Origin of the sequence: Methanosarcina soligelidi, assembly GCF_000744315.1 — an archaeon.
GTDB lineage: Archaea > Halobacteriota > Methanosarcinia > Methanosarcinales > Methanosarcinaceae > Methanosarcina > Methanosarcina mazei.
On the sequence record NZ_JQLR01000001.1, the window covers coordinates 296,101 to 314,154 of the forward strand.

Annotated in this window: 17 protein-coding genes; 7 read left to right on the top strand and 10 right to left on the bottom strand. The window is 41.4% G+C overall.

Translation table 11 applies throughout. The features are described from left to right. Positions 1-238: 238 nt before the first annotated feature. A complete protein-coding gene (locus M886_RS01380) occupies positions 239-1,570 on the top strand; it encodes an NAD(P)/FAD-dependent oxidoreductase (protein ID WP_048050516.1) in 1,332 nt (443 codons plus the stop codon). A gap of 460 nt (positions 1,571-2,030) precedes the next feature. Continuing rightward, a complete protein-coding gene (locus tag M886_RS01385; RefSeq protein ID WP_011032787.1) occupies positions 2,031-2,300 on the top strand; it encodes a DUF3303 domain-containing protein in 270 nt (89 codons plus the stop codon). Positions 2,301-2,460: 160 nt separating this feature from the next. Here M886_RS01385 and M886_RS01390 read toward each other — a convergent pair whose 3' ends face one another. After that, on the bottom strand, positions 2,461-3,900 hold the full coding sequence (locus M886_RS01390) for an aldehyde dehydrogenase family protein (protein ID WP_048038955.1): 1,440 nt from the start codon (positions 3,898-3,900) through the stop codon (positions 2,461-2,463). A 542-nt stretch (positions 3,901-4,442) separates the two neighbouring features. Here M886_RS01390 and M886_RS01395 point away from each other — a divergent pair. The 3 genes from M886_RS01395 (at position 4,443) to M886_RS01405 (ending at position 9,256) form a co-directional block, all read left to right on the top strand. Then, the gene (locus tag M886_RS01395; protein ID WP_048051609.1) at positions 4,443-6,605 is read left to right on the top strand and encodes a DUF2298 domain-containing protein; all 2,163 of its coding nucleotides are present in this window, start codon (positions 4,443-4,445) and stop codon (positions 6,603-6,605) included. A 314-nt stretch (positions 6,606-6,919) separates the two neighbouring features. Continuing rightward, positions 6,920-8,605 carry a flippase-like domain-containing protein gene (locus M886_RS01400; protein ID WP_235204011.1) on the top strand — a complete coding sequence of 562 codons (1,686 nt, stop codon included), beginning with the start codon at positions 6,920-6,922 and terminating at the stop codon, positions 8,603-8,605. 294 nt (positions 8,606-8,899) lie between these two features. After that, positions 8,900-9,256: an ArsR/SmtB family transcription factor gene (locus M886_RS01405; RefSeq protein WP_048036581.1), complete on the top strand. Its 357-nt coding sequence runs from the start codon at positions 8,900-8,902 to the stop codon at positions 9,254-9,256. Positions 9,257-9,353: 97 nt separating this feature from the next. Here M886_RS01405 and nikR read toward each other — a convergent pair whose 3' ends face one another. The 8 genes from nikR to M886_RS18525 all read right to left on the bottom strand — a co-directional run bounded on the left by nikR (position 9,354) and on the right by M886_RS18525 (position 14,998). Continuing rightward, positions 9,354-9,776 carry a nickel-responsive transcriptional regulator NikR gene (gene nikR, locus M886_RS01410; protein ID WP_015411393.1) on the bottom strand — a complete coding sequence of 141 codons (423 nt, stop codon included), beginning with the start codon at positions 9,774-9,776 and terminating at the stop codon, positions 9,354-9,356. Between the two features lie 328 nt (positions 9,777-10,104). After that, a complete protein-coding gene (ftsA, locus tag M886_RS01415) occupies positions 10,105-11,463 on the bottom strand; it encodes a coenzyme F390 synthetase (protein WP_084685029.1) in 1,359 nt (452 codons plus the stop codon). A 301-nt stretch (positions 11,464-11,764) separates the two neighbouring features. Further along, positions 11,765-12,160: a hypothetical protein gene (locus M886_RS01420; RefSeq protein WP_048036557.1), complete on the bottom strand. Its 396-nt coding sequence runs from the start codon at positions 12,158-12,160 to the stop codon at positions 11,765-11,767. A gap of 18 nt (positions 12,161-12,178) precedes the next feature. Then, positions 12,179-12,508: a carboxymuconolactone decarboxylase family protein gene (locus tag M886_RS01425; RefSeq protein ID WP_011032795.1), complete on the bottom strand. Its 330-nt coding sequence runs from the start codon at positions 12,506-12,508 to the stop codon at positions 12,179-12,181. A 38-nt stretch (positions 12,509-12,546) separates the two neighbouring features. Next, on the bottom strand, positions 12,547-13,143 hold the full coding sequence (locus tag M886_RS01430) for a hypothetical protein (protein ID WP_011032796.1): 597 nt from the start codon (positions 13,141-13,143) through the stop codon (positions 12,547-12,549). Positions 13,144-13,370: 227 nt separating this feature from the next. Continuing rightward, positions 13,371-13,700, bottom strand: a complete 330-nt coding sequence (locus tag M886_RS01435; RefSeq protein ID WP_048044331.1) for a pyrimidine dimer DNA glycosylase/endonuclease V — start codon at positions 13,698-13,700, stop codon at positions 13,371-13,373. A gap of 212 nt (positions 13,701-13,912) precedes the next feature. Next, entirely contained in the window at positions 13,913-14,179 is a 267-nt protein-coding gene (locus M886_RS01440) for a hypothetical protein (RefSeq protein WP_048041952.1), read from the bottom strand. Between the two features lie 669 nt (positions 14,180-14,848). Next, complete coding sequence (locus M886_RS18525) at positions 14,849-14,998, bottom strand: hypothetical protein (RefSeq protein WP_155395327.1); 150 nt, start codon at positions 14,996-14,998, stop codon at positions 14,849-14,851. An 858-nt stretch (positions 14,999-15,856) separates the two neighbouring features. Between M886_RS18525 and M886_RS01450 the strand changes: the two genes are divergently transcribed. Together M886_RS01450 and M886_RS01455 are read left to right on the top strand one after the other, a co-directional pair. Then, positions 15,857-16,855 carry a hypothetical protein gene (locus M886_RS01450; RefSeq protein WP_235203844.1) on the top strand — a complete coding sequence of 333 codons (999 nt, stop codon included), beginning with the start codon at positions 15,857-15,859 and terminating at the stop codon, positions 16,853-16,855. A 163-nt stretch (positions 16,856-17,018) separates the two neighbouring features. Beyond that, positions 17,019-17,501: a peroxiredoxin gene (locus M886_RS01455; protein ID WP_048050519.1), complete on the top strand. Its 483-nt coding sequence runs from the start codon at positions 17,019-17,021 to the stop codon at positions 17,499-17,501. Between the two features lie 262 nt (positions 17,502-17,763). On the opposite strand, the gene M886_RS01460 is transcribed toward M886_RS01455, so the two are convergent. Beyond that, complete coding sequence (locus M886_RS01460) at positions 17,764-17,997, bottom strand: DUF378 domain-containing protein (protein WP_048036563.1); 234 nt, start codon at positions 17,995-17,997, stop codon at positions 17,764-17,766. Between the last annotated feature and the right edge of the window lie 57 nt (positions 17,998-18,054).

Consider the following 18,054-nt stretch of genomic DNA (forward strand, 5'->3'; position numbering starts at 1 on the left):
GTCGTGTACTATGATATAAATTAGTTTAACGTATATATATCGGTTAGACAGAGCAATATACAAAATAGCTTTTAAGAAGCTGTCATTCTAGAAAATCACTCTACGAGAAGATAATACTCAGAATCCATCTATTTGATACACAGAATCCATCTATTTTTGTATGCGGGAGTTTTATAATCATAAAAATCAACCATCAAAATTAGTTTAAAAATTTAATGAATAGAAGGAAAAAATAAACATGAAAATAGTGATAATCGGAAGCGGACTTGCCGGTTTGTCTGCTGGTTACAGGCTCTGTAGATCTGATGAAGTAATAATTTTTGAAAAAGATCCTGATATTGGGGGGATGTCTGCAAGTTACTCTGTTGAGAATGAAGGAAAAAAATACTTTATCGAAAAATATTACCACCATATATTCAGGAGTGATTCCGAACTCCTCGCCCTTATAAAAGAACTCGGGCTTGAAAAGCAAATGCTGTGGCTTAAAGGAAAAAACGCCTATTTCGTAGACGGTAAAAATTATCCAATGAATACTCCTGTTGAGATCTTACACTTCAGCCCCCTTTCCGTTCTTGACCTGGCAAAACTGGGCATGCTGGTCCTGAGGATAAGGCTGATAAAAGACACGGCTCCCTATGACAGGATAAAAGCAAAAGAGTGGATTCTTGATACTGCAGGGAAATCCGTGTACGAGAATTTTTTTGCTCCCCTGATGAAAAGCAAATTCGGGGATAATGCAGAAAATGTTTCAGCTGCCTGGGTAATCGGAAGGGTAAAAATAAGGTCGGACAGGGGAGCAGAAGGAGAGAAACTGGGTTACATGAGAGGAGGGTTTAACTCCCTTATAGAAGCCCTGGTAGGGGAGATAACAGCAAACGGAGGGGAAATCAGAACAGACAGGGAAGTAACAGAGATCGTGATAAAAGACAGCGCAGTGCAGGGCGTGAAGGTTAACGGGGATTTCATACCCTGCGACGCAGTGATCTCGACTGCAGAACCAGCGGTGCTTGATGCGATTACCGGAGGCAAACTGGGAGACCTTCACGAAACCCTCAAGAGTATCCGTTATCAGGGGACTGCATGTGCTCTGATAGGGCTTGACAGGAGCCTTATGGAAGACGGAAATTACTGGCTGAACATAAAAGCAGATGTGCCCTTTGGAGCCGTAATCGAGCACACTAATTTTTTGCCTTTTGACGATTACGGAGAAAACCTTGTGTATGTAACGTCCTATTTCCAGGACAGAAAAAGCCCCCTCTGGACGCAAAAAGACACAGATGTTATAGATTCCTATTTAAAAGGGCTTGAAAAAATGTTTCCCAAATTCTCAAGAAAAGATGTGCGCTGGACAAGGCTGTACCGCAGGATGGATACTGCTCCAGTATACGAACAGGGTTATCTGGGAAAGGTGCTTCCTTTTGCTGCAGGTCCTTCAGGGCTCTACCTTGCAGGCATGTTTTCCTCAAGCAATTACCCGGAAAGGAGCATGAACGGCTCGGTAAAAGCAGGATTTCAATCAGTGGAGTTATTGAGGAAAGAAAAAGAAAAGACAGGATACGATGAGAAGTAAAATAACTGGAAAAATATTTCGGTTATATCGAATAATATAAGCTAATTGCCGGGGGCTATTCAAAAGTAAATATAAAATTTAAAAAATAAAGTTGAATATATAAATAAGGACGTTTAACTCAAAACAATCCTTTCGGACGAACTATTATATATCCTAAGTGATGATATTATAATGTCTGTGCCTGCAGAATCTCTTCTGCAAGGCTGCCTGCCTTGCCTAATTTGTCACCCACGGGGAATTGAGAGTGCCAAAGCGAGGGGAGGCAGAAAAACAAAAAATGTTCTGAATTTCTGCCGTGAACCGGCTTTTTGGGAGTACACAGCCATAACATGAAAGAAAAATAAGAAAAAATTTATTTTAAGGCTGAATTTCCAAAAAATAACCCGGATGCTAAATAGAAGCTGCCAAGCTTCCGGGAAGGGGTATGGGCGGCGTAAAAAAATATGAGGAGTGGTAAAAGATGTTATTCATGGACGTTAGTACCTGGGACCCTTCGAATCGCGACAAGATTCTTGAGCACTTCAAGAAACTGGAAGTTCCCGAAGGAATTGATATAATCAACCAGTGGGTTGACCTTTCCGGAAACCGCTATTACATTCTCTACGAAGCAGAAAGTGCCGAAGCTTACGGAGCATTCAACCTGCCCTGGTCTGATATCTGCGTGATTGACAGCGTCCCCGTAATGGAAGCTTCAGAATTCATGCAGCTCCTTCCCAAGTACAAAAAATAAGATGAGGAAGTTAAAATCGGTATAATGAAGAAGCTCGGTGAGCCGGCTGATCAAGGCTCATCGAAAACCTTTATTTAAATCTTTATTTTTCCTTCCAGACAGATCAGCATTAAAAACCCGATTTTACAAATTCTGTTTACCGGTTTCCGTGTTATTAAATTCAGGTTTTTAACATTATGGTCCTGGTTTCGAGGTATTCGGAAAGGATGTCAGGCCCGTTTTCTCTTCCAAACCCGCTCTCTTTAACTCCTCCGAAAGGAACTTCCGGGGCTACCTTAAGGTGCTGGTTAACCCATATAATTCCTGCATTCAACTGCTCGCATCCCATCCTTATCCTGTCCAGGTCTTTTGTCCAGATGGATGCTCCAAGACCGTAAATGCTCCGGTTCGCCTCTTCTATAGCCTCATCAAGGTCCCTTACTGTAACTATGGGCAGCAAAGGTCCGAAAACCTCCTCCTTAAGGAGCCTGGAATCTCCTGGGACATCTGAAACGAGAGTGGGCTCAAAGAAGTATCCTTTATCCATGCCTTTGAATGAAGGGGCTTTTCCTCCTGCAATTATTCTTCCTTCATCCTTCTCCTCAATTTCTGCTACCAGCTCTTTTATGTATTCAAACTGTCTGCGGTTATTGAGAGGCCCCATATCCGTATCCTTATCCAGTCCGTTTCCGACTTTTAACTTCTTAACTCCTTTTTCAAGTTTTCTTATGAACTCCCTGGCAACGGATTCAAAAACATACAGCCTTTTGACAGCAGTACAGGTCTGGCCGCAATTGTAAAATCTTCCCCTGATGGCTCCTGCAACTGCACTTTCGAGATTGGCATCATCACATACAATCATGGGGTCGCTTCCGCCCAGCTCAAGAGTAACCCTTTTCATCCCGCTGGCTGCAAGCTCGGATATCCTTTTTCCTGTCCCGGATTCCCCTGTAAAAGAAATTTTTCTTATATCAGGGCTGCGGACAAGGCTTTCTCCTGCAATCTCTCCAGAGCCTGTGACAACATTCAGGACTCCTGCTGGAAGACCGGCTTCATTCAGGATAGAAGCCAGGGTGAGGTTTGTGAGGGGAGTGCTGCTTGCAGGTTTTAGCACAAAAGTGTTGCCTGAAATAAGGGCAGGTGCAATTTTCCACCCCATAATCAGGGCAGGCATGTTCCAGGGGATGATGGCTGTACATACACCCAGAGGTTTTTTTACGGTAAAAGAATAACCGTTTCCCTTAACAGGGATAAAGTCTCCCCTCAAACTGCCTGCAAGCCCGCAGTAGTATTCAAGCACATGCGAGAAGCCTTCCAGTTCGTTTCTGGCTTCTGCAAGAGGCTTCCCCTGTTCCTGTGTAAGCAGGGCAGCAAGCTCCTCCTTCCTCTGCCTTACAAGCCCGGCAGCCCTGTAAAAAACCATGCCTCTCTGCTGTGGAGAGATAGAAGCCCAGCCTTCAAAAGCTGATAAAGCGGCTTCTACCGCAAGGGCAACATCCTCTTCCGTGCCTCTCGGAACCTGCTCAAGAAGTTCGCCTGTTGCAGGATTTCTAACGTCAAAGCACTCGCCACCACATGATCCTGCCGCTTTTCCATTAATCTGCATTTTCATGGCTACCATTATTTACAAAGGCCTATTTTAAGATAACAAATACCGCAGTAAATTCGTTGCAAATTTGTTCAAATAATTTTAAAGATAATTTTAAAGAATAATACAGGAAGGAAAAGAAAAACAAGTTCCCTTTACGGAAAGATAAGTATATTAACAAAATATATATTATCAATATATGCAGGTCCTTATGGATTTAAAAAAATGAAAACGAGATTTGTGAGGACATTTTAAGGGATATCCTGAGGCTATACCGGCTCGTAAATACTATACTGGATAAGTTTGGGGGCTCCAGATACGTTTTTTACAGAAAAGCTCAGGAATGTGATTTTGCAGAATGCACATACGGAAAATATGCCAGTACCGCAATTAAATGAAATTTTCAACGATGTAATTTGAAGTGGGTACGTTATAACAACCATGTCTTGAAAAGAGTACTTCAGATTTGAAGTTTGGGGCTTCAGAATAAAGCAGAAATAAGAACTGAATTTGCCAGTAAACTGAAGGTGGGCTTCAACTGAAAGGCTTCTTTTTACATGCAGGGGGAGGGGACAGTGTCAGAATATCTGCATATAATTATATGGTTTTTTCTTATAGAAGCCCTGAGCTTTATTTCGGTTCCATTCATAAGAAGTGCAGGAAACCGGCTCGCTGACGGAGGTTATTCTGTTGCCAGAGCCCTCGGAATTATGCTTGTTACCTATCTTTCCTGGATTTTTTCGTATATACTGGGTTTCAGCTTTACAGCTGTCCTGATTGCATTTTTCCTTCTCTGCTCCGTATCCATTTTCCTTTACAGGAAACAGAAATTTTTTCCGGGCAGGAAAGTTCTTGTAGTAAACGAACTGGTATTTGCATCAGGCTTCTTTTTTTTTCTGCTTGTACGCACTTATCTGCCCGAGATATATAGACATGAAAAATTCATGGACTTTGCATTTTTAAATGCAGTAATAAGGGCCAGCTCCTTTCCCCCTCAGGACCCATGGTTTGCAGGCGGGCTCATGGATTTTTATTACTATTTCGGGTATCTCTCAGTAGCCGTATTTGGAAAACTCAGTGCAGTAAAACCTTCCATTCTTTTTAACCTGGCAGTCGCGCTGACTTTTGCCCTGTCCCTGAACGCATTTTTCGGCATGGGATATAACCTTACACGTGGAAAAATCAGGTATGGAATATTGACTGCAGTTTTTGGGATGCTTCTTGGAAACCTGCAGGGGCTCATAGAATTTGTATCGGTGTACATCAGGCATGAGCAGGCCCTGGGAGGATACTACTGGAGCAGCTCAAGAGTCATCCCTTTTACAATAAACGAATTCCCGTACTTCAGCTTCATACACGGCGACCTTCACTCCCATATGCTTGCAATCCCTTTTCAGCTTCTTGTACTTGCGTTTCTCCTGAATATGCATTTCAGGAAAAATGAGGACTCAATATTTGAAAACAGCCTTGCACTTCTTATGTTTTCAATGTCTCTGGGTTTTTTATTCCCATTCAACTCCTGGGACTTTCCTGTATACTTCGGTCTGGCATTTCTTGTTATTTTTGCATTCTACTGCGGGGATTATGTCCATAATAGAAATTTATTCGCTGCTGTTGCAAAATTTTCCAATTCGATGATCTTTATTTCCATTTTCAGTTTCCTTCCCTATTTGCTTTTTTACCTGGATTTTAATCCTCAGGCAGCAGGAGGGTTTGATTTCGTCCTGCCTGAGTTAAGGACGGAGACTGATAGATTCCTGATTCTTTTCGGGCTTTTTCTCTTCCTGGTATTTTCATTCCTTATCACCCGCCTGGACTCCAGAAGGAAAATAGTATTTTTTGTCCTGCTTGCAGGGGTTTCAGCATTGCTTTCAAAAGCATGGTCTATTCCCCTGCTTGCAGTCCTTTTGCCTGTGTTTGTTTTTTCCCTGCTTCTATTCCTTAAGGATATTCCTGAGCGGAGCGCGTCAGGGTTTGTATATCTCCTGATATCAGCAGCTAGCTTTATCGCTCTCCTCTGCGAGGTTATTTTCCTTGACGACCCCATTTCCGGGGAGTTTGCCCGTATGAACACGGTTTTCAAATTTTATATGCACCTGTGGATCTTTCTTGCTATTTCAGCTGCTTATTCATATTATGACCTTAATTCCCATTACGCGGCCAGATCCGGAAACAGAAAAACTTTGAAGCAGTTTGTAAAAAAAGGATGGTCAGTTATTCTTGTGATCCTGATAATCTGCTGCGCCATTTTTCCTGCAGTATCGACCGTTACAAGAATAAAAGAGATGAATGCCGAACCTTCCCTTGACGGGATGGAGTACATGCGGGAACTGGAAAGGGGAGACTACAACGCCATAAGATGGATGCAGGAGAATATCAAAGGCTCGCCTGTAATTCTCGAAACCTCGGAAGATGACAGCAGCTACAGTTATGCCTGCCGCGTCTCTTCAAACACGGGGATTCCTGCGGTCATAGGATGGGCAAGGCATGAGAGGTTCTGGGGAAGAGACCATGAAGAAGTGAAAAAGAGGATAGGAGACGTCAGCCTGATTTATTCAACGGGCAGTGAAGAGGAAGCAATTGAGCTTATAGAAAAATATAACGTAACCTATGTATATATCGGAACTCTTGAAAGGCAGGTATATGACGTAAATACGAAAAAATTCGAAAATAAAGCCTATTTCGAACCTGTTTACGAGGGTTCAGCCACAATATATAAATTGAAAAAAAAACCGTAAAAAAGATGTTATGAATTTCCACTTTTAGAAAAAAATACGGCTAAGATAAAAAACGAATTTTAGATAAATGTATCATTAATTTCAATATCTGAACATTGTTTCATAAATACTTTTCATAAATACGCTTCAAAACAGATTTCGCAAATATATATTATAAATATAGAATTATACAAATTTTCAGAGTTTTACAGGAAATACGGTTAGCATAAAAGCTCAATTAATATTATAAACATCAAGAGGTTGTTCGTATAACCAGCGTTTCAGTAGTTCTGCCCGCTTACAACGAAGCAGCCAGAATAGAAAATACGGTCTCGATAACGGCAGAGACCCTTTCGAAAATAACTCATTCTTTTGAGATCATAATAGCAGAGGACGGGAGCAAGGACGGTACTGACCGAATAGCTTCAGAACTTTCGGAAAAGTACCCTTATGTAAAGCACCTGCATTCCGATGAACGGCAGGGGAGAGGAAAGGCTCTGAACAGGGCTTTTAAGGCAGCCTCAGGGGAGGTACTCTGCTATATTGATGTTGATCTTGCAACGGATATGAGTTACCTGGAAAAACTGATAAGGGCTGTAAGTACTGATGGCTATGATTTTGCCACCGGTTCGCGAATAATGCCCGAAAGCGATGCAAAAAGGCCTTTTAAGCGCGAGTTTGCGAGCAGAGGATATAACTCCATGGTGAGGCTCCTTCTGCACTCAAAACTTTATGACCACCAGTGCGGTTTCAAGGCTTTCAGGAGAGGCCCTCTCTTGGAACTGCTCGATGAAATTGAGAACCAGCACTGGTTCTGGGACACTGAACTGCTTGTCAGGGCCCAGCACCGGGGCTACAGGGTCCTTGAGTTCCCTGTTTACTGGAGGCATGGAGGGTCAAGCAAGGTCAATTTCGCAAAGGATATCGTTGGAATGGGTTCGGAGGTCTTCCGCCTCTGGTGGGAACTGTTTTTTCCGGGCTTATTTTCAGGAAAGGGCAAAATATTCCTGACAGCCTTTCTTGCAATTCTGATTCTTGCACTTGCTGCAACCTTTCTGGGCGCATCCGAGGTTCTGGAAAATATAAAACATGTCTCACCCGGAACACTGGCTCTTGCATCTTTTGTTTATTGCGCTTCCTGGCCCCTGAGAGGGATGCGTTTCCAGCAGATCCTTAACAGGCTTGGAAACCATTATGGAATTGGATTTCTTACCGGGAGCATTTTCATCAGCCAGTCTGCAAACGTTATCCTTCCTGCAAGAATAGGAGACCTCAGCAGGATGTATATCCTGAAAAAAAGTAAAGACCTTGCCTTTACAACCAGCTTCTCCTCTCTGACCGTAGAAAGAGTCTTTGACATAATTGCAATTACCTTCATTGCCATACTTGCATCTTCAGGCGTGGCTTCCAGATTAGAGCTTACTCCCTGGATGGAGTCCCTGATTAAATTCTCAGGGGTTGCAGTCCTTCTTTTCTTCGCTGCCCTCTTTATATTATCTTATAGAGAGAGCCGCAATAAAAAGAAAGTAAAAGAAAAAGTTCATAAAAATATATCAGGCGAGCCTCTGAGTAAAATGAAAGAATTCTCTTCCACCTTTATCCGTCAGATGAGCGTTGTTGCAGTCAGACCCGGGGCTTTTCTTGCAGTGGTCGCATCTTCCCTCCTTATATGGGGAATGGATATCTTTACCTGCTTTCTGGTTTTGAAAGCCTTTCCGGCGGCTGGAGTAGACATGACTTCAACTTTCAGCATATCCCTGGTTTTCCTTGCAGTAGCTCTCGGGAACATTGCGAAAACTTTCCCAATTACTCCCGGAGCCATAGGGACATATGAAGTTGCCCTTACTGCAGTATTCGTACTTGGAGGGGTCAGGCCTGAACTCGCATTTACTGTCGCCGTAATTGACCACATAATAAAGAATTCAATCACATTACTGGGAGGCGGGCTTGCCCTATCTGAACTGGGATTTAGATGGAGAGAAGTCCTTTCAACAAATACCGATACCCTGAAAGGAATGTAAGATCACAAAAGAGGGTCGTGAAAAACGACCGGACTGCAACAGGACAGCCGAAAAAAGACTCTTCAGGCTTGAAAAGGAAAAAAATGGTGCTAAAAGGTTCTGAAGGTTAAAAGAGGAAGCAGCAATAAATATAAGGGAACTCAGAAACTAAAGAGAAGCGTTTAAGTCAGAATAATAACTGGAAACTTTAAAAGTTAAATTAACGACCGTCTGCTTTGCCCCAATTATGCCCGGGTAGAAAAAATGTCTGAGTGGAAGAAATGTCTGAGTGGAAGAAATGTCTGAGTGGAAGAAATGTCTGAGAAGAAGATAATCGAAGTCCGGGATGCTTATTCCCTTCCTGAAGATGTGCTGGAAGCTGTTCATACGGCTCTGAATGAGGATGTTGAAGAAATAGTAAGTTTATTCAAGGTCCTTGCAGACCCGACCCGCCTGAGGATACTTAAAGCTCTTGAAGTCCAGAGCCTTTGCGTCTGTGTCCTTGTTGAAGCTACGGATCAGAAGCATTCCGCACTTTCCTATCACCTGAAGCTTTTAAAGGAAGCAGGGCTGGTCGATTCAAGAAGAGAGCGCAGCTTCCAGATTTATGAGCTGACAGAATTCGGAAACCTGCTTTTGAGGCATATAGAAAGGCATTTTGAGAAAAACTAATAAGGAATTGAGGGACTTTTACCCGTTAAAAAAGATTTATGTCCCTCTTCCTGAGCAATACTATCTTTTCAGAGATTTTCATCCCTGAAAGATAAAATTAAATCTTTTCATTTGAGGCTACAGTAGTAAGTTTTGAGAATTTTACGCCTTTGAGTGACATAATGGCTTCGGCAAGTTCTTTGATTTCCTCGCCATCACCATCAAGAACAACAACCTCAAAACAATTATCGTGGTCAAGGTGGATGTGTACGGAAGACTTAATCAGGTGAGAGTAGTGGTGCTGTATATCTGCAAGTGCATTGGAAAGCCCGCGCTTGGTGTGGTCGTAAATAACGGCAACAGTACCTACACGGTGACCTTTAATGTCACCCATCCACTCGTAATAAGAAATATAACTCCTGATGGCGTCCCTTATGCCTTCCGAACGGGAAGAGTAACCTCTTTTTTCAATAATCTCATCAAATTTACTAAGAAGTGTGTCGGGTAGGGAGACTCCTATCCTCATAAGTTCTGTTTCCATCGTATCACCAAGTAATTTGTAATTTATCCGAATGATATTACATAAACTTATTGTATGTAATACTATATATGTTTTTTTCACTTGATCATTAATATAAAAGAGTTGTGTCGGTATGTAAATTCATCCTTCAGTATATTAATGTTTGGGAATTGTCAAATTCGATATAGATTAAAAGGATAAGACGTCAATAAAAAATAAAAAATGAAAAAGATATCGAAAAAATAAAATCAAAAAGAAGGATGTAAAACAAATAAATAAGCAGGATATTGAAAAGAAAATAAAAAATTAAAAAATAAACAAAAAATAAAAATAGTCACAGGATTAAAAATCACCTTCTGTCTACTAGCCTTTTTGGTCTTCCTTTAATTTTATACAGCTCAAGTTCTCCTGGACCTGCAAAATTGAAGAGAATCCTGAAACTGCCATCTTCATAAGCCCTGGAAAGGGGAGGTTTATATTTAAGGAAAGAGCGAACAAAATTTTCCTGTATGAGGTCTCTGTCGCAGGCATCAGGATTTTTGCATTCCATACTGACCCTGAGTACGGTTTCGCCCTCGTCCTCCGTGCCGTAAAGAAAAGCCTCGTATTCTCCTGTAAGGTATTCCATATTTCCACTCTGAAAGACTCCTTTTTCCACATCCACACGGTTAAAAGGAGCGCCTTCAACCCAGACTGTTTCTGCCTCTCTCTGCGGGGTAAGGATTTTCATGTGAGTCCTTCCACAGGCACATTTTTTGCGCGTAAGAACAACTGTAGTATCTTCAGTATCGTAATTTAAAAGCAGGTTTCCTGCTTTTGCCCCCACAGGAAGAAGTGTGCTCAGGACAACTCTTCCGCATTCTCCTTCAGGCACGAATTCCTTTACATGCGGGTCGTAAACATCAAGATGAACAAAATCTTCGGGGACGTGAAGCCCTGATATTTCACTGCATTCTCCACACATGGTCCCTTCCGTGCTTCCATAGGTATTGTATACGGGGCAGCCCCAAATCTCAGAGAGATAGTTTCTTGATTCTTCAGCAAAGGATTCGCCTCCCACAACAAGCTTGTTTACGCCTGAATTCTGGGGGTCAATTCCTTCAGCCTTCATTCTGCGGGCAAGGTTCAGGAGTTTGAATACGCTTCCTACTATGCCTGTCGGTTTGTAGGTTTCAATAACACGGAGGGAAAAGGTGCATTTACCTTCAGGGATAATGCTCATGCCCACCTGCCTGGCAGCAAGAGTCATTGTGTTTGCCCCCACATTCATGCCGTAAGAGGCACAGACAACTACCCTGTCTCCTTTTCCGAAGCCCTGGGACCTGAAAATCCGGGCGTATTTTTCCGCGTAACGTTCCCAGTCTTCCCATGTAAGGAAAAAGCTCTTTGGAGTCCCGCTCGTCCCGCTGGTCTCGTGAATCGTAAAAACATCTTCCCAGCCAGCACTCCTGAACATAAACTCCTTTGTTTCAGGGGGCTGGTTTTCCCGGATTGTTTCCCCGGAGATAATCGGGAGTTCGAGGAGGTCTTCATGGGCTTTGATATCTCCCGGGTTTACCCCATGCTTTTCAAACCATTTCCTGTAAAAAGGGGAATTCTCAGCCGCATATCTTACTGTATACCGCACCCGTTCCTCGACAAGAGCATCGAGTTCTCCCCTGTCCATTGTTTCAATTTCGAAATTAAAATAAAGATCTGAGCTGTCCAACTCTTAACACCCCGGCTAAAGCCACTAACCATGTAAAAAATCTGTATTTCTTACCTTCGAGGATAAATTAACTTTTAATTATTAATCTTCAATTATGAAACAGTTTTGGGTGGTAAAGAGAGATAACAGGGGACTAACTTTCAGAATTCTTCAGGTGGATTTTGTATTGAGAAATAATTATTCAGGTGGATTTTGTATTGAGAATAATACTTCAGGTGGATTTTGTATTGAGAAATAATTATTCAGGTCTCCTTCTGCTTAAAAGGAAAAAAGTAAAAAAATAGCTGATTTTTCAGAACTATCATGCATCAAAAGGCACCAGATACACTCCATCTGCCCTCTTTTGCCCTTTTAACAGCTCACAGTGCCTTAGAAGAGCAAACTGGTTTTCAGTCTCCCTTGCAGATATTCCAAACTTTTCTGCAATTTCTTCTTTTTTTGCTCCTCCCCTGGAGACTATGAAATCATAAATAGCTTTTTGCAGTTCTGTCAGGCCTTCAGTCCCCTCAAGCCCTGCTTCTTCCCGGAAGATTTTTTTAGAACGGACAGCCCAGGGGTCACATGCCTGGATCTTATGGCGGCTCTCAATATAACAGTCTTCGCAAAAGGTCTCTCCGCCTTCTTCGATAATGTCTTCTGCAGACAATTGACATCCACATGCCGCACATACGGATGAGCTGGATTTTTCTCCTGCCATCTTTTACCACTCCAGAATTCAGACGTTAAGTTCATCAAGGATTTTAAGGACGACCACTGACCCGTAAGCTACTCCAGGCCCTCCTGACATCATTATTGCAGTGCTTACAGCTTCAAGAATCTCTTCCCTGGTAGCCCCCATTTTCACAGCCTCAGGGACATGTTTCCAGAGACAGTACTCACAGCGAATGGCAACTGCAATCCCTACCATCATCAGTTCTTTTGTCTTGGCGCTTAAAGCCCCGTCCTTAACGACTTCAGAATGAAGTCCCATGAGAGCTTTCATCACTCCGGGGATTTCTTCTGCCATTGCTTTCGCTCTTTCGTCCATATCAATTTTTTCAGTCAAACTTTCACCCTCTAAACATGCCGGTTATTATGGATGGTTCAGGAATCAAAAGGCACCATATACATTTCGTCTCCCATTTTTCTCCACTTTAAAAGCTCACAGTGCCTCAGTATCGCAAGCTGGTTCCTGGTCTCCTGAAGGGTCAACTTGAAGAGCTTCGAAATCATTTCAGGGGTAGACCCTCCTTCCTCAATGATGAAACTGTAGATTTCTTTTTGCAGCTCTGTCAGGCCTTCAGTCCCTTCAAACCCGTGCTGTTTTCTGAAAAGCTTTTTGGAACGCACTGCCACAGGGTCCGCAAACTTGATTCTCTGGTGCTCCTCCAGATAACAGTCTTCACACACCGCTTTCCCGTTTTCTTTAAAATATTCGTTTCCAGGGATATCTTTCCCGCAGCCCGTGCAGGTTACAAAATAGCTGATGTTCAGGTCAAGTTCCCGGTTACCGTGTTCGTTCGTTTTTAGAAGACCGTGGAATTCGAGATAGCCTACGATTTCATAAACTGTTGACCTTGATAATCCGTATCCGGCTTTTGCTTTTTTGATTATATCCCGAATATGAAAGCCTCTATCCATATGGGCTTCTTTTATGCATTCAAGAACCCCTATTTCCTCTTCATCCAGCACGATTTTCATTTAAGTCCCTTGAAATTCCTGACCAGCAGTGAAACAGTTTCTGAGCAAGACACGTCTCAAAAACTCATGCCTGCTTAATTTTCTTAATTTAGCGTGTGTTCTGAACGGCTTTCTCAGATTTCACATCTGTCTCTCTATAAATTGCCATAAAACTATAAAAAATTATCGATAATTATAAATATAAATATTAAACCAGGACAAAATGAAAAGGATTGAAAAAGAAAAAATCAAACCCTGCACTCACATCCTCTTTCTTTCAGGATCCGGACCTGTTCTTCATATGTATTTACAAACTCATCCTGAACAGCTTTTCCTGTTGCCAGAACAGGGTCGAGCGGGGTATGGTGCTTATACCCCCTTTCAGTCATTTCCCTTACAAGGGCTTCATGCCGCAGGTAGAGAGCTTTCAGTTTTCCTCTCCAGCGCAGGGTCTCGGGGTGGTGGGCATAAGCTTTCTTGTTATTAGTTATTATGGACCACAGGGCGTGCAATTCACGGTGCTCCCCTAAAAGGTGGTTCCGGCACATTTTCTCAGGAGGGATATCCCAGATTCGCATAAGATGAACTTTGAACGCATCTCAGAAAGGACTTTCGGCAGGAATTTTACTATTTTAAACCTGAAATTATATTTGAGCCTTAACTTAATACCAGCAGTTTATTTCTGATCCCAGGTTCTGATACCTATTTACTGGCAGCAAATGAGAATATAGTCTATGAAAAGGTAGAAGTAAATATAGTTCTTCCTTTTAAGTACATTAATAGCTGAAACTTACTTTTCGCTTATTCTTGCGTTTGTGCATATTCCGGTCTTTGAAGGAGAATTCAAGCGGATTGAATCACAGGGAACGTAGGAGACCACAAGAGCAGAGAAGCGAGGGAACAAGAACAAAAGGAAACCGTGAGAGAGCCAGAGGAGAGCCTGAGAGAAGACATAGAGGGACAGAAAAAGAAGGAAGAGATTCAGAAAACATGTAAGTATTGCGGCAAGACGTTCTATACTGACAATATCCAGAAAGAGTATTGCAGCCCAGAACACAGTGAAAATTTCCGCAATGAGAAGAAAAAGAAAATAATTTAAAAGTTTTTACTTGGGAAGATACTGAGAGAGCAGCCCGTAAATGCTCATTAATGGGGCAAGTAAATCGGTCATTAAGTGGTGATTCCATCCGATAATAAGGATGAAACCATCTGCAACCTTTTTATATAAGATGGTCAGTATTTTTATCATCGTAAATCAACTTTCGAATTTTGTTCGGCTAGACCCCCCCGACAGGGGTCTATCTGCTTTATGCACATCAAATTTGATTTTTTATAAATGATATGGGCGATTAGGTATATACTCATACTTCAGATGTAGCCTCCCGTTACCGTTATCATCATCGTTATCGTTAAATCTAATTGATGTTAATGAGGGTATATATGGTTTCATACCAACCCTTTTCACCGGTAGCGTTTTACTTAACCTTAAGTTTAAGAATATTTCTTTAAGTTTCTCCGGTTATTAGTAATGTGAGTGAACATATATAATATTTTCCATGTAGTGCGTTCGACTGATAGCGGTTTTTGCGTGCAAAACTATATGTGTTTTGCACGCAACAAAAATCGTGTTTTTGCCGATGTTTGTTTTTGTCTTATAAATGAGATTTTATGAAACCATATGTATAAAAATACGTTTTTTCAGTCACTTCTTTTTCGCTTTTTTAATTCACTTTCCATTTGTCGATACTGGTGGATGCAGGGGAAAATCAGGAAAAAAACCGACCATTGCAGCCATAAACGCAGTAATTCCCCCAACATAAACAACAATCCATTTGAAAATAAGGATGGAGAAGCCTTTAAACGCTGAAATAACCACATGACCACCGAAAAAGCAGTGGTTTTATTATCTTTTCTCCCTCTTTCCCCTCGGGACAGTCAAAAGAGAACTTTATATCTACTGAGAAATATAGGATGAAAATGGAAAATTAAAAGCAGTTAAATCTTAGCAAAAAAATGATAGGAGAAAAGTAATTCAGGGGATGTACCTGCCAAGATTACATCCCCTAAGTAAGGATGTGTAACACATGTACTTTAGATTCGGCATATATAAAGGTCTTTTCTTTGAAGCAGATGTACCCAATGAGCTCATGTTTTTTTATATTGGGCTCATTGTAATGATGTTATTGAGCAGATGACGATTTGTTTTCCTTTTGAAGGCAGGGAACGTATATTTTTCCCACTTTCGTTTTTTCACGACTTGTTTAATTTTGAAACAGATGAGAAAAAGCAGTTTTATCTTTTTTCTCTTTTTTTGACTCAGTTCCAAAATCTAGTGATAAAAATAAATGTAACATCACTATACAAAATTATAATTGTATAATTATGTAATTATGTAATGATGTTACGGCACAAACAATGGTAACTATAAACCCTATGTTCGGCAGTTCGACATTAAATTTTGAGAATTTTTGTTGATAACGTTTTTCAAACATAATTCAAATATGCGTAAAGTTTAAAATCGGTTAACATATGGCACAAATCTTACGAGATATATAAGCAATGAACCATTTTTAAACTAATGTTTAGTATCCTGAACTTATTAATTCCAAACGACTGTTTCTGATCCCAGGTTCTGATACCTATTTACTGGCAGCAAATGAGAATATAGTCTATGAAAAGATCAAGGTCAGGATATTTCGTCCTTTTATGTATACTAATAGCTGGGACGTACTTTTTGCTTACTCCTGCGTTTGCCCATATTCCGGTCTTTGAAGGAGGAGGCAAGAGCCCTGAGACAGCAACTCATGTAGAAAACCCTGAAAAATCCAGAGTCCTTTATGGTCAGCTTTCAGAAGAAAATATTCATTATTATAGTTTTGAGGTGGAAAAAGGGGAAAGAATATTACTCGGGCTTATAGTCCCAGCCGGGCTGGAGGGCCGGATTTATGTCCCCGAGGTGGACATTACAGGAGCTGAATTCTTTACTCCGGACCTTATCCTTATGGGTCCCGGGCTTTCGAGTGAAGGAGAAGTGCCTGAAAACACTAAAATTCCTGAGGGTTACGGAGTAAAAGTATTTCCGGGAAAAAGAACCGGAAGTGCCATATACGAAGGGTTCTCGCCCAGTGCCTTTTATTCCCTTGCCCTTGAAGACTTCCAGGCTCCGGAAAGCGGCACGTACTATGCAGCGGTAAGTTCTGCCGTAGGAGAGGGAAATTATGGAGTTGTTCTGGGATACAGAGAAAGATTTTCCCTCTCAGAATGGCTGTCAATTCCTCTGAAACAGATAAAGACCTACCGCTGGGAAGGACAGAGCCTGCCCTTTATATTCCTCCCACTGGGAATAACACTTGCAGCCGGAATTCTGGTAATTTTACATAAAAAGGAAGCTGCAGCAGGGTTCAACCCGGCACGCTGGGCAGGGTTATTTTCAGGGCTTTTTTTCCTGGGCACAGGGTTTTCTTTGATATTCCAGATGCTTTATTCACTTAGCAGGAGCTCATATTCTCCAGAAGTCATAATTACTGTTTTTCTGGCTCTTGCAAGCTCAGGATTTGGAGTTATAGCCCTGGTCCTGAGCATGAAAGATGAAAGGTATGGTGAAAAATCAACGCAGAAAAGACTTTACTTTTTCGTCCTCGGGCTTGCAGGGCTTTTATTCTGGGCAGGCTGGATCCTGGGCCCTATCCTTGCATTTGAAGCGGCGGTCCTGCCCTGGAAAAGAAAAGGATGAAACAGGAACTGGAGATCAGCGAGAAATGAATAGGGAACGGGAAGTAACAGAAAAAATGATACATAGGAAATATAATTTGTATGATAGGATTAAGTGATATAACTTTTAATTATTCACTTAAAAGAGATAATATTGCGGTAGGGACTTACCAGGAGTAAAAAATATGCCAAAAACATCACTTGAATCAGGGCAGGTTTCACCAGACTTTTGCCTTCCGGACCAGGAAGGAAATCAGATATGCCTTGAAAACTTTAAAGGACAATGGGCAGTCCTGTTCTTTTATCCCAGGGACAATACTCCGGGCTGCAGCCTGGAAGCCAGAAGTTTCAGCGACCTGAAAAAAGATTTCGAAGCCGAAAATGCGATAATTCTGGGAGTCAGCAGGGATGGCAAAGAATCCCATAGAAAGTTCATAGAGAAAAAAGAGCTTAAAATAACACTGCTTTCCGACGAAAAAGCGGAAATCCATGAAAAATATGATGTCATGCACCCTAAAAATTTCAGAGGTAACGAGGTTATAAGCACTGTCCGAACAACTTTCCTTATCAATCCGGAAGGAAAAATTGAAAAAGTGTGGAATAACGTTAAAGCTGCAGGACATGCCGAAAAAGTGCTTTCTGAATTGAAAACCCTGAAAGGAAAGTAAGCGAAAATAAATTATGACAGAAATATCAGAAGAGGTGCATCAGGAGAGATACACATAGAATGATTTTTGAATGTGTTCAAAACCTGATATTCCTGGCAATCAACAAATTAGAATAAAAAGAAAGATGAAATATATAAGAACAGAATTCATAAGAAAAATAATTTTATATTAATATTATATCCAGCTTTCTAAAAAAATAATAGCTGGTTAAAGCTCCTTTTACAGTATTACACCGGAAAGGAGTTTTTCAATCTCTTTTTACTCAGTGGCGTACCGTGGTATCTCCAGCGTGATACGTATCAGCTCTTACGGCGAAATAAATCGTATAAAGCGCTGCAAGACCAACAAGTATGTAGATGATTCTCGACAGAGCACTTCCTTCTCCAAAGATAGCAGATACAAGATTAAAATTCAGAAGCCCTACAAGCCCCCAGTTTAATCCGCCCACGATGACAAGTATAAGTGCTATCAAATCTATCGGGTTTCTTACTGCCATAGATATCACTCCCTATTTTTGGTATTTTATATTTTATAGTGCGGAAAAATATAAAAA

What these genes read in the sequence shown, in the direction of transcription:
- M886_RS01435 (WP_048044331.1), bottom strand. Translation starts at nt 13,700, where the DNA reads ATGCGAATCTGGGATATCCCTCCTGAGAAAATGTGCCGGAACCACCTT.
- M886_RS01380 (WP_048050516.1), top strand. Translation starts at nt 239, where the DNA reads ATGAAAATAGTGATAATCGGAAGCGGACTTGCCGGTTTGTCTGCTGGT.
- M886_RS01405 (WP_048036581.1), top strand. Translation starts at nt 8,900, where the DNA reads ATGTCTGAGAAGAAGATAATCGAAGTCCGGGATGCTTATTCCCTTCCT.
- nikR (WP_015411393.1), bottom strand. Translation starts at nt 9,776, where the DNA reads ATGGAAACAGAACTTATGAGGATAGGAGTCTCCCTACCCGACACACTT.
- M886_RS01455 (WP_048050519.1), top strand. Translation starts at nt 17,019, where the DNA reads ATGCCAAAAACATCACTTGAATCAGGGCAGGTTTCACCAGACTTTTGC.
- M886_RS01385 (WP_011032787.1), top strand. Translation starts at nt 2,031, where the DNA reads ATGTTATTCATGGACGTTAGTACCTGGGACCCTTCGAATCGCGACAAG.
- M886_RS01390 (WP_048038955.1), bottom strand. Translation starts at nt 3,900, where the DNA reads ATGGTAGCCATGAAAATGCAGATTAATGGAAAAGCGGCAGGATCATGT.
- M886_RS01420 (WP_048036557.1), bottom strand. Translation starts at nt 12,160, where the DNA reads ATGGCAGGAGAAAAATCCAGCTCATCCGTATGTGCGGCATGTGGATGT.
- M886_RS01460 (WP_048036563.1), bottom strand. Translation starts at nt 17,997, where the DNA reads ATGGCAGTAAGAAACCCGATAGATTTGATAGCACTTATACTTGTCATC.
- M886_RS01430 (WP_011032796.1), bottom strand. Translation starts at nt 13,143, where the DNA reads ATGAAAATCGTGCTGGATGAAGAGGAAATAGGGGTTCTTGAATGCATA.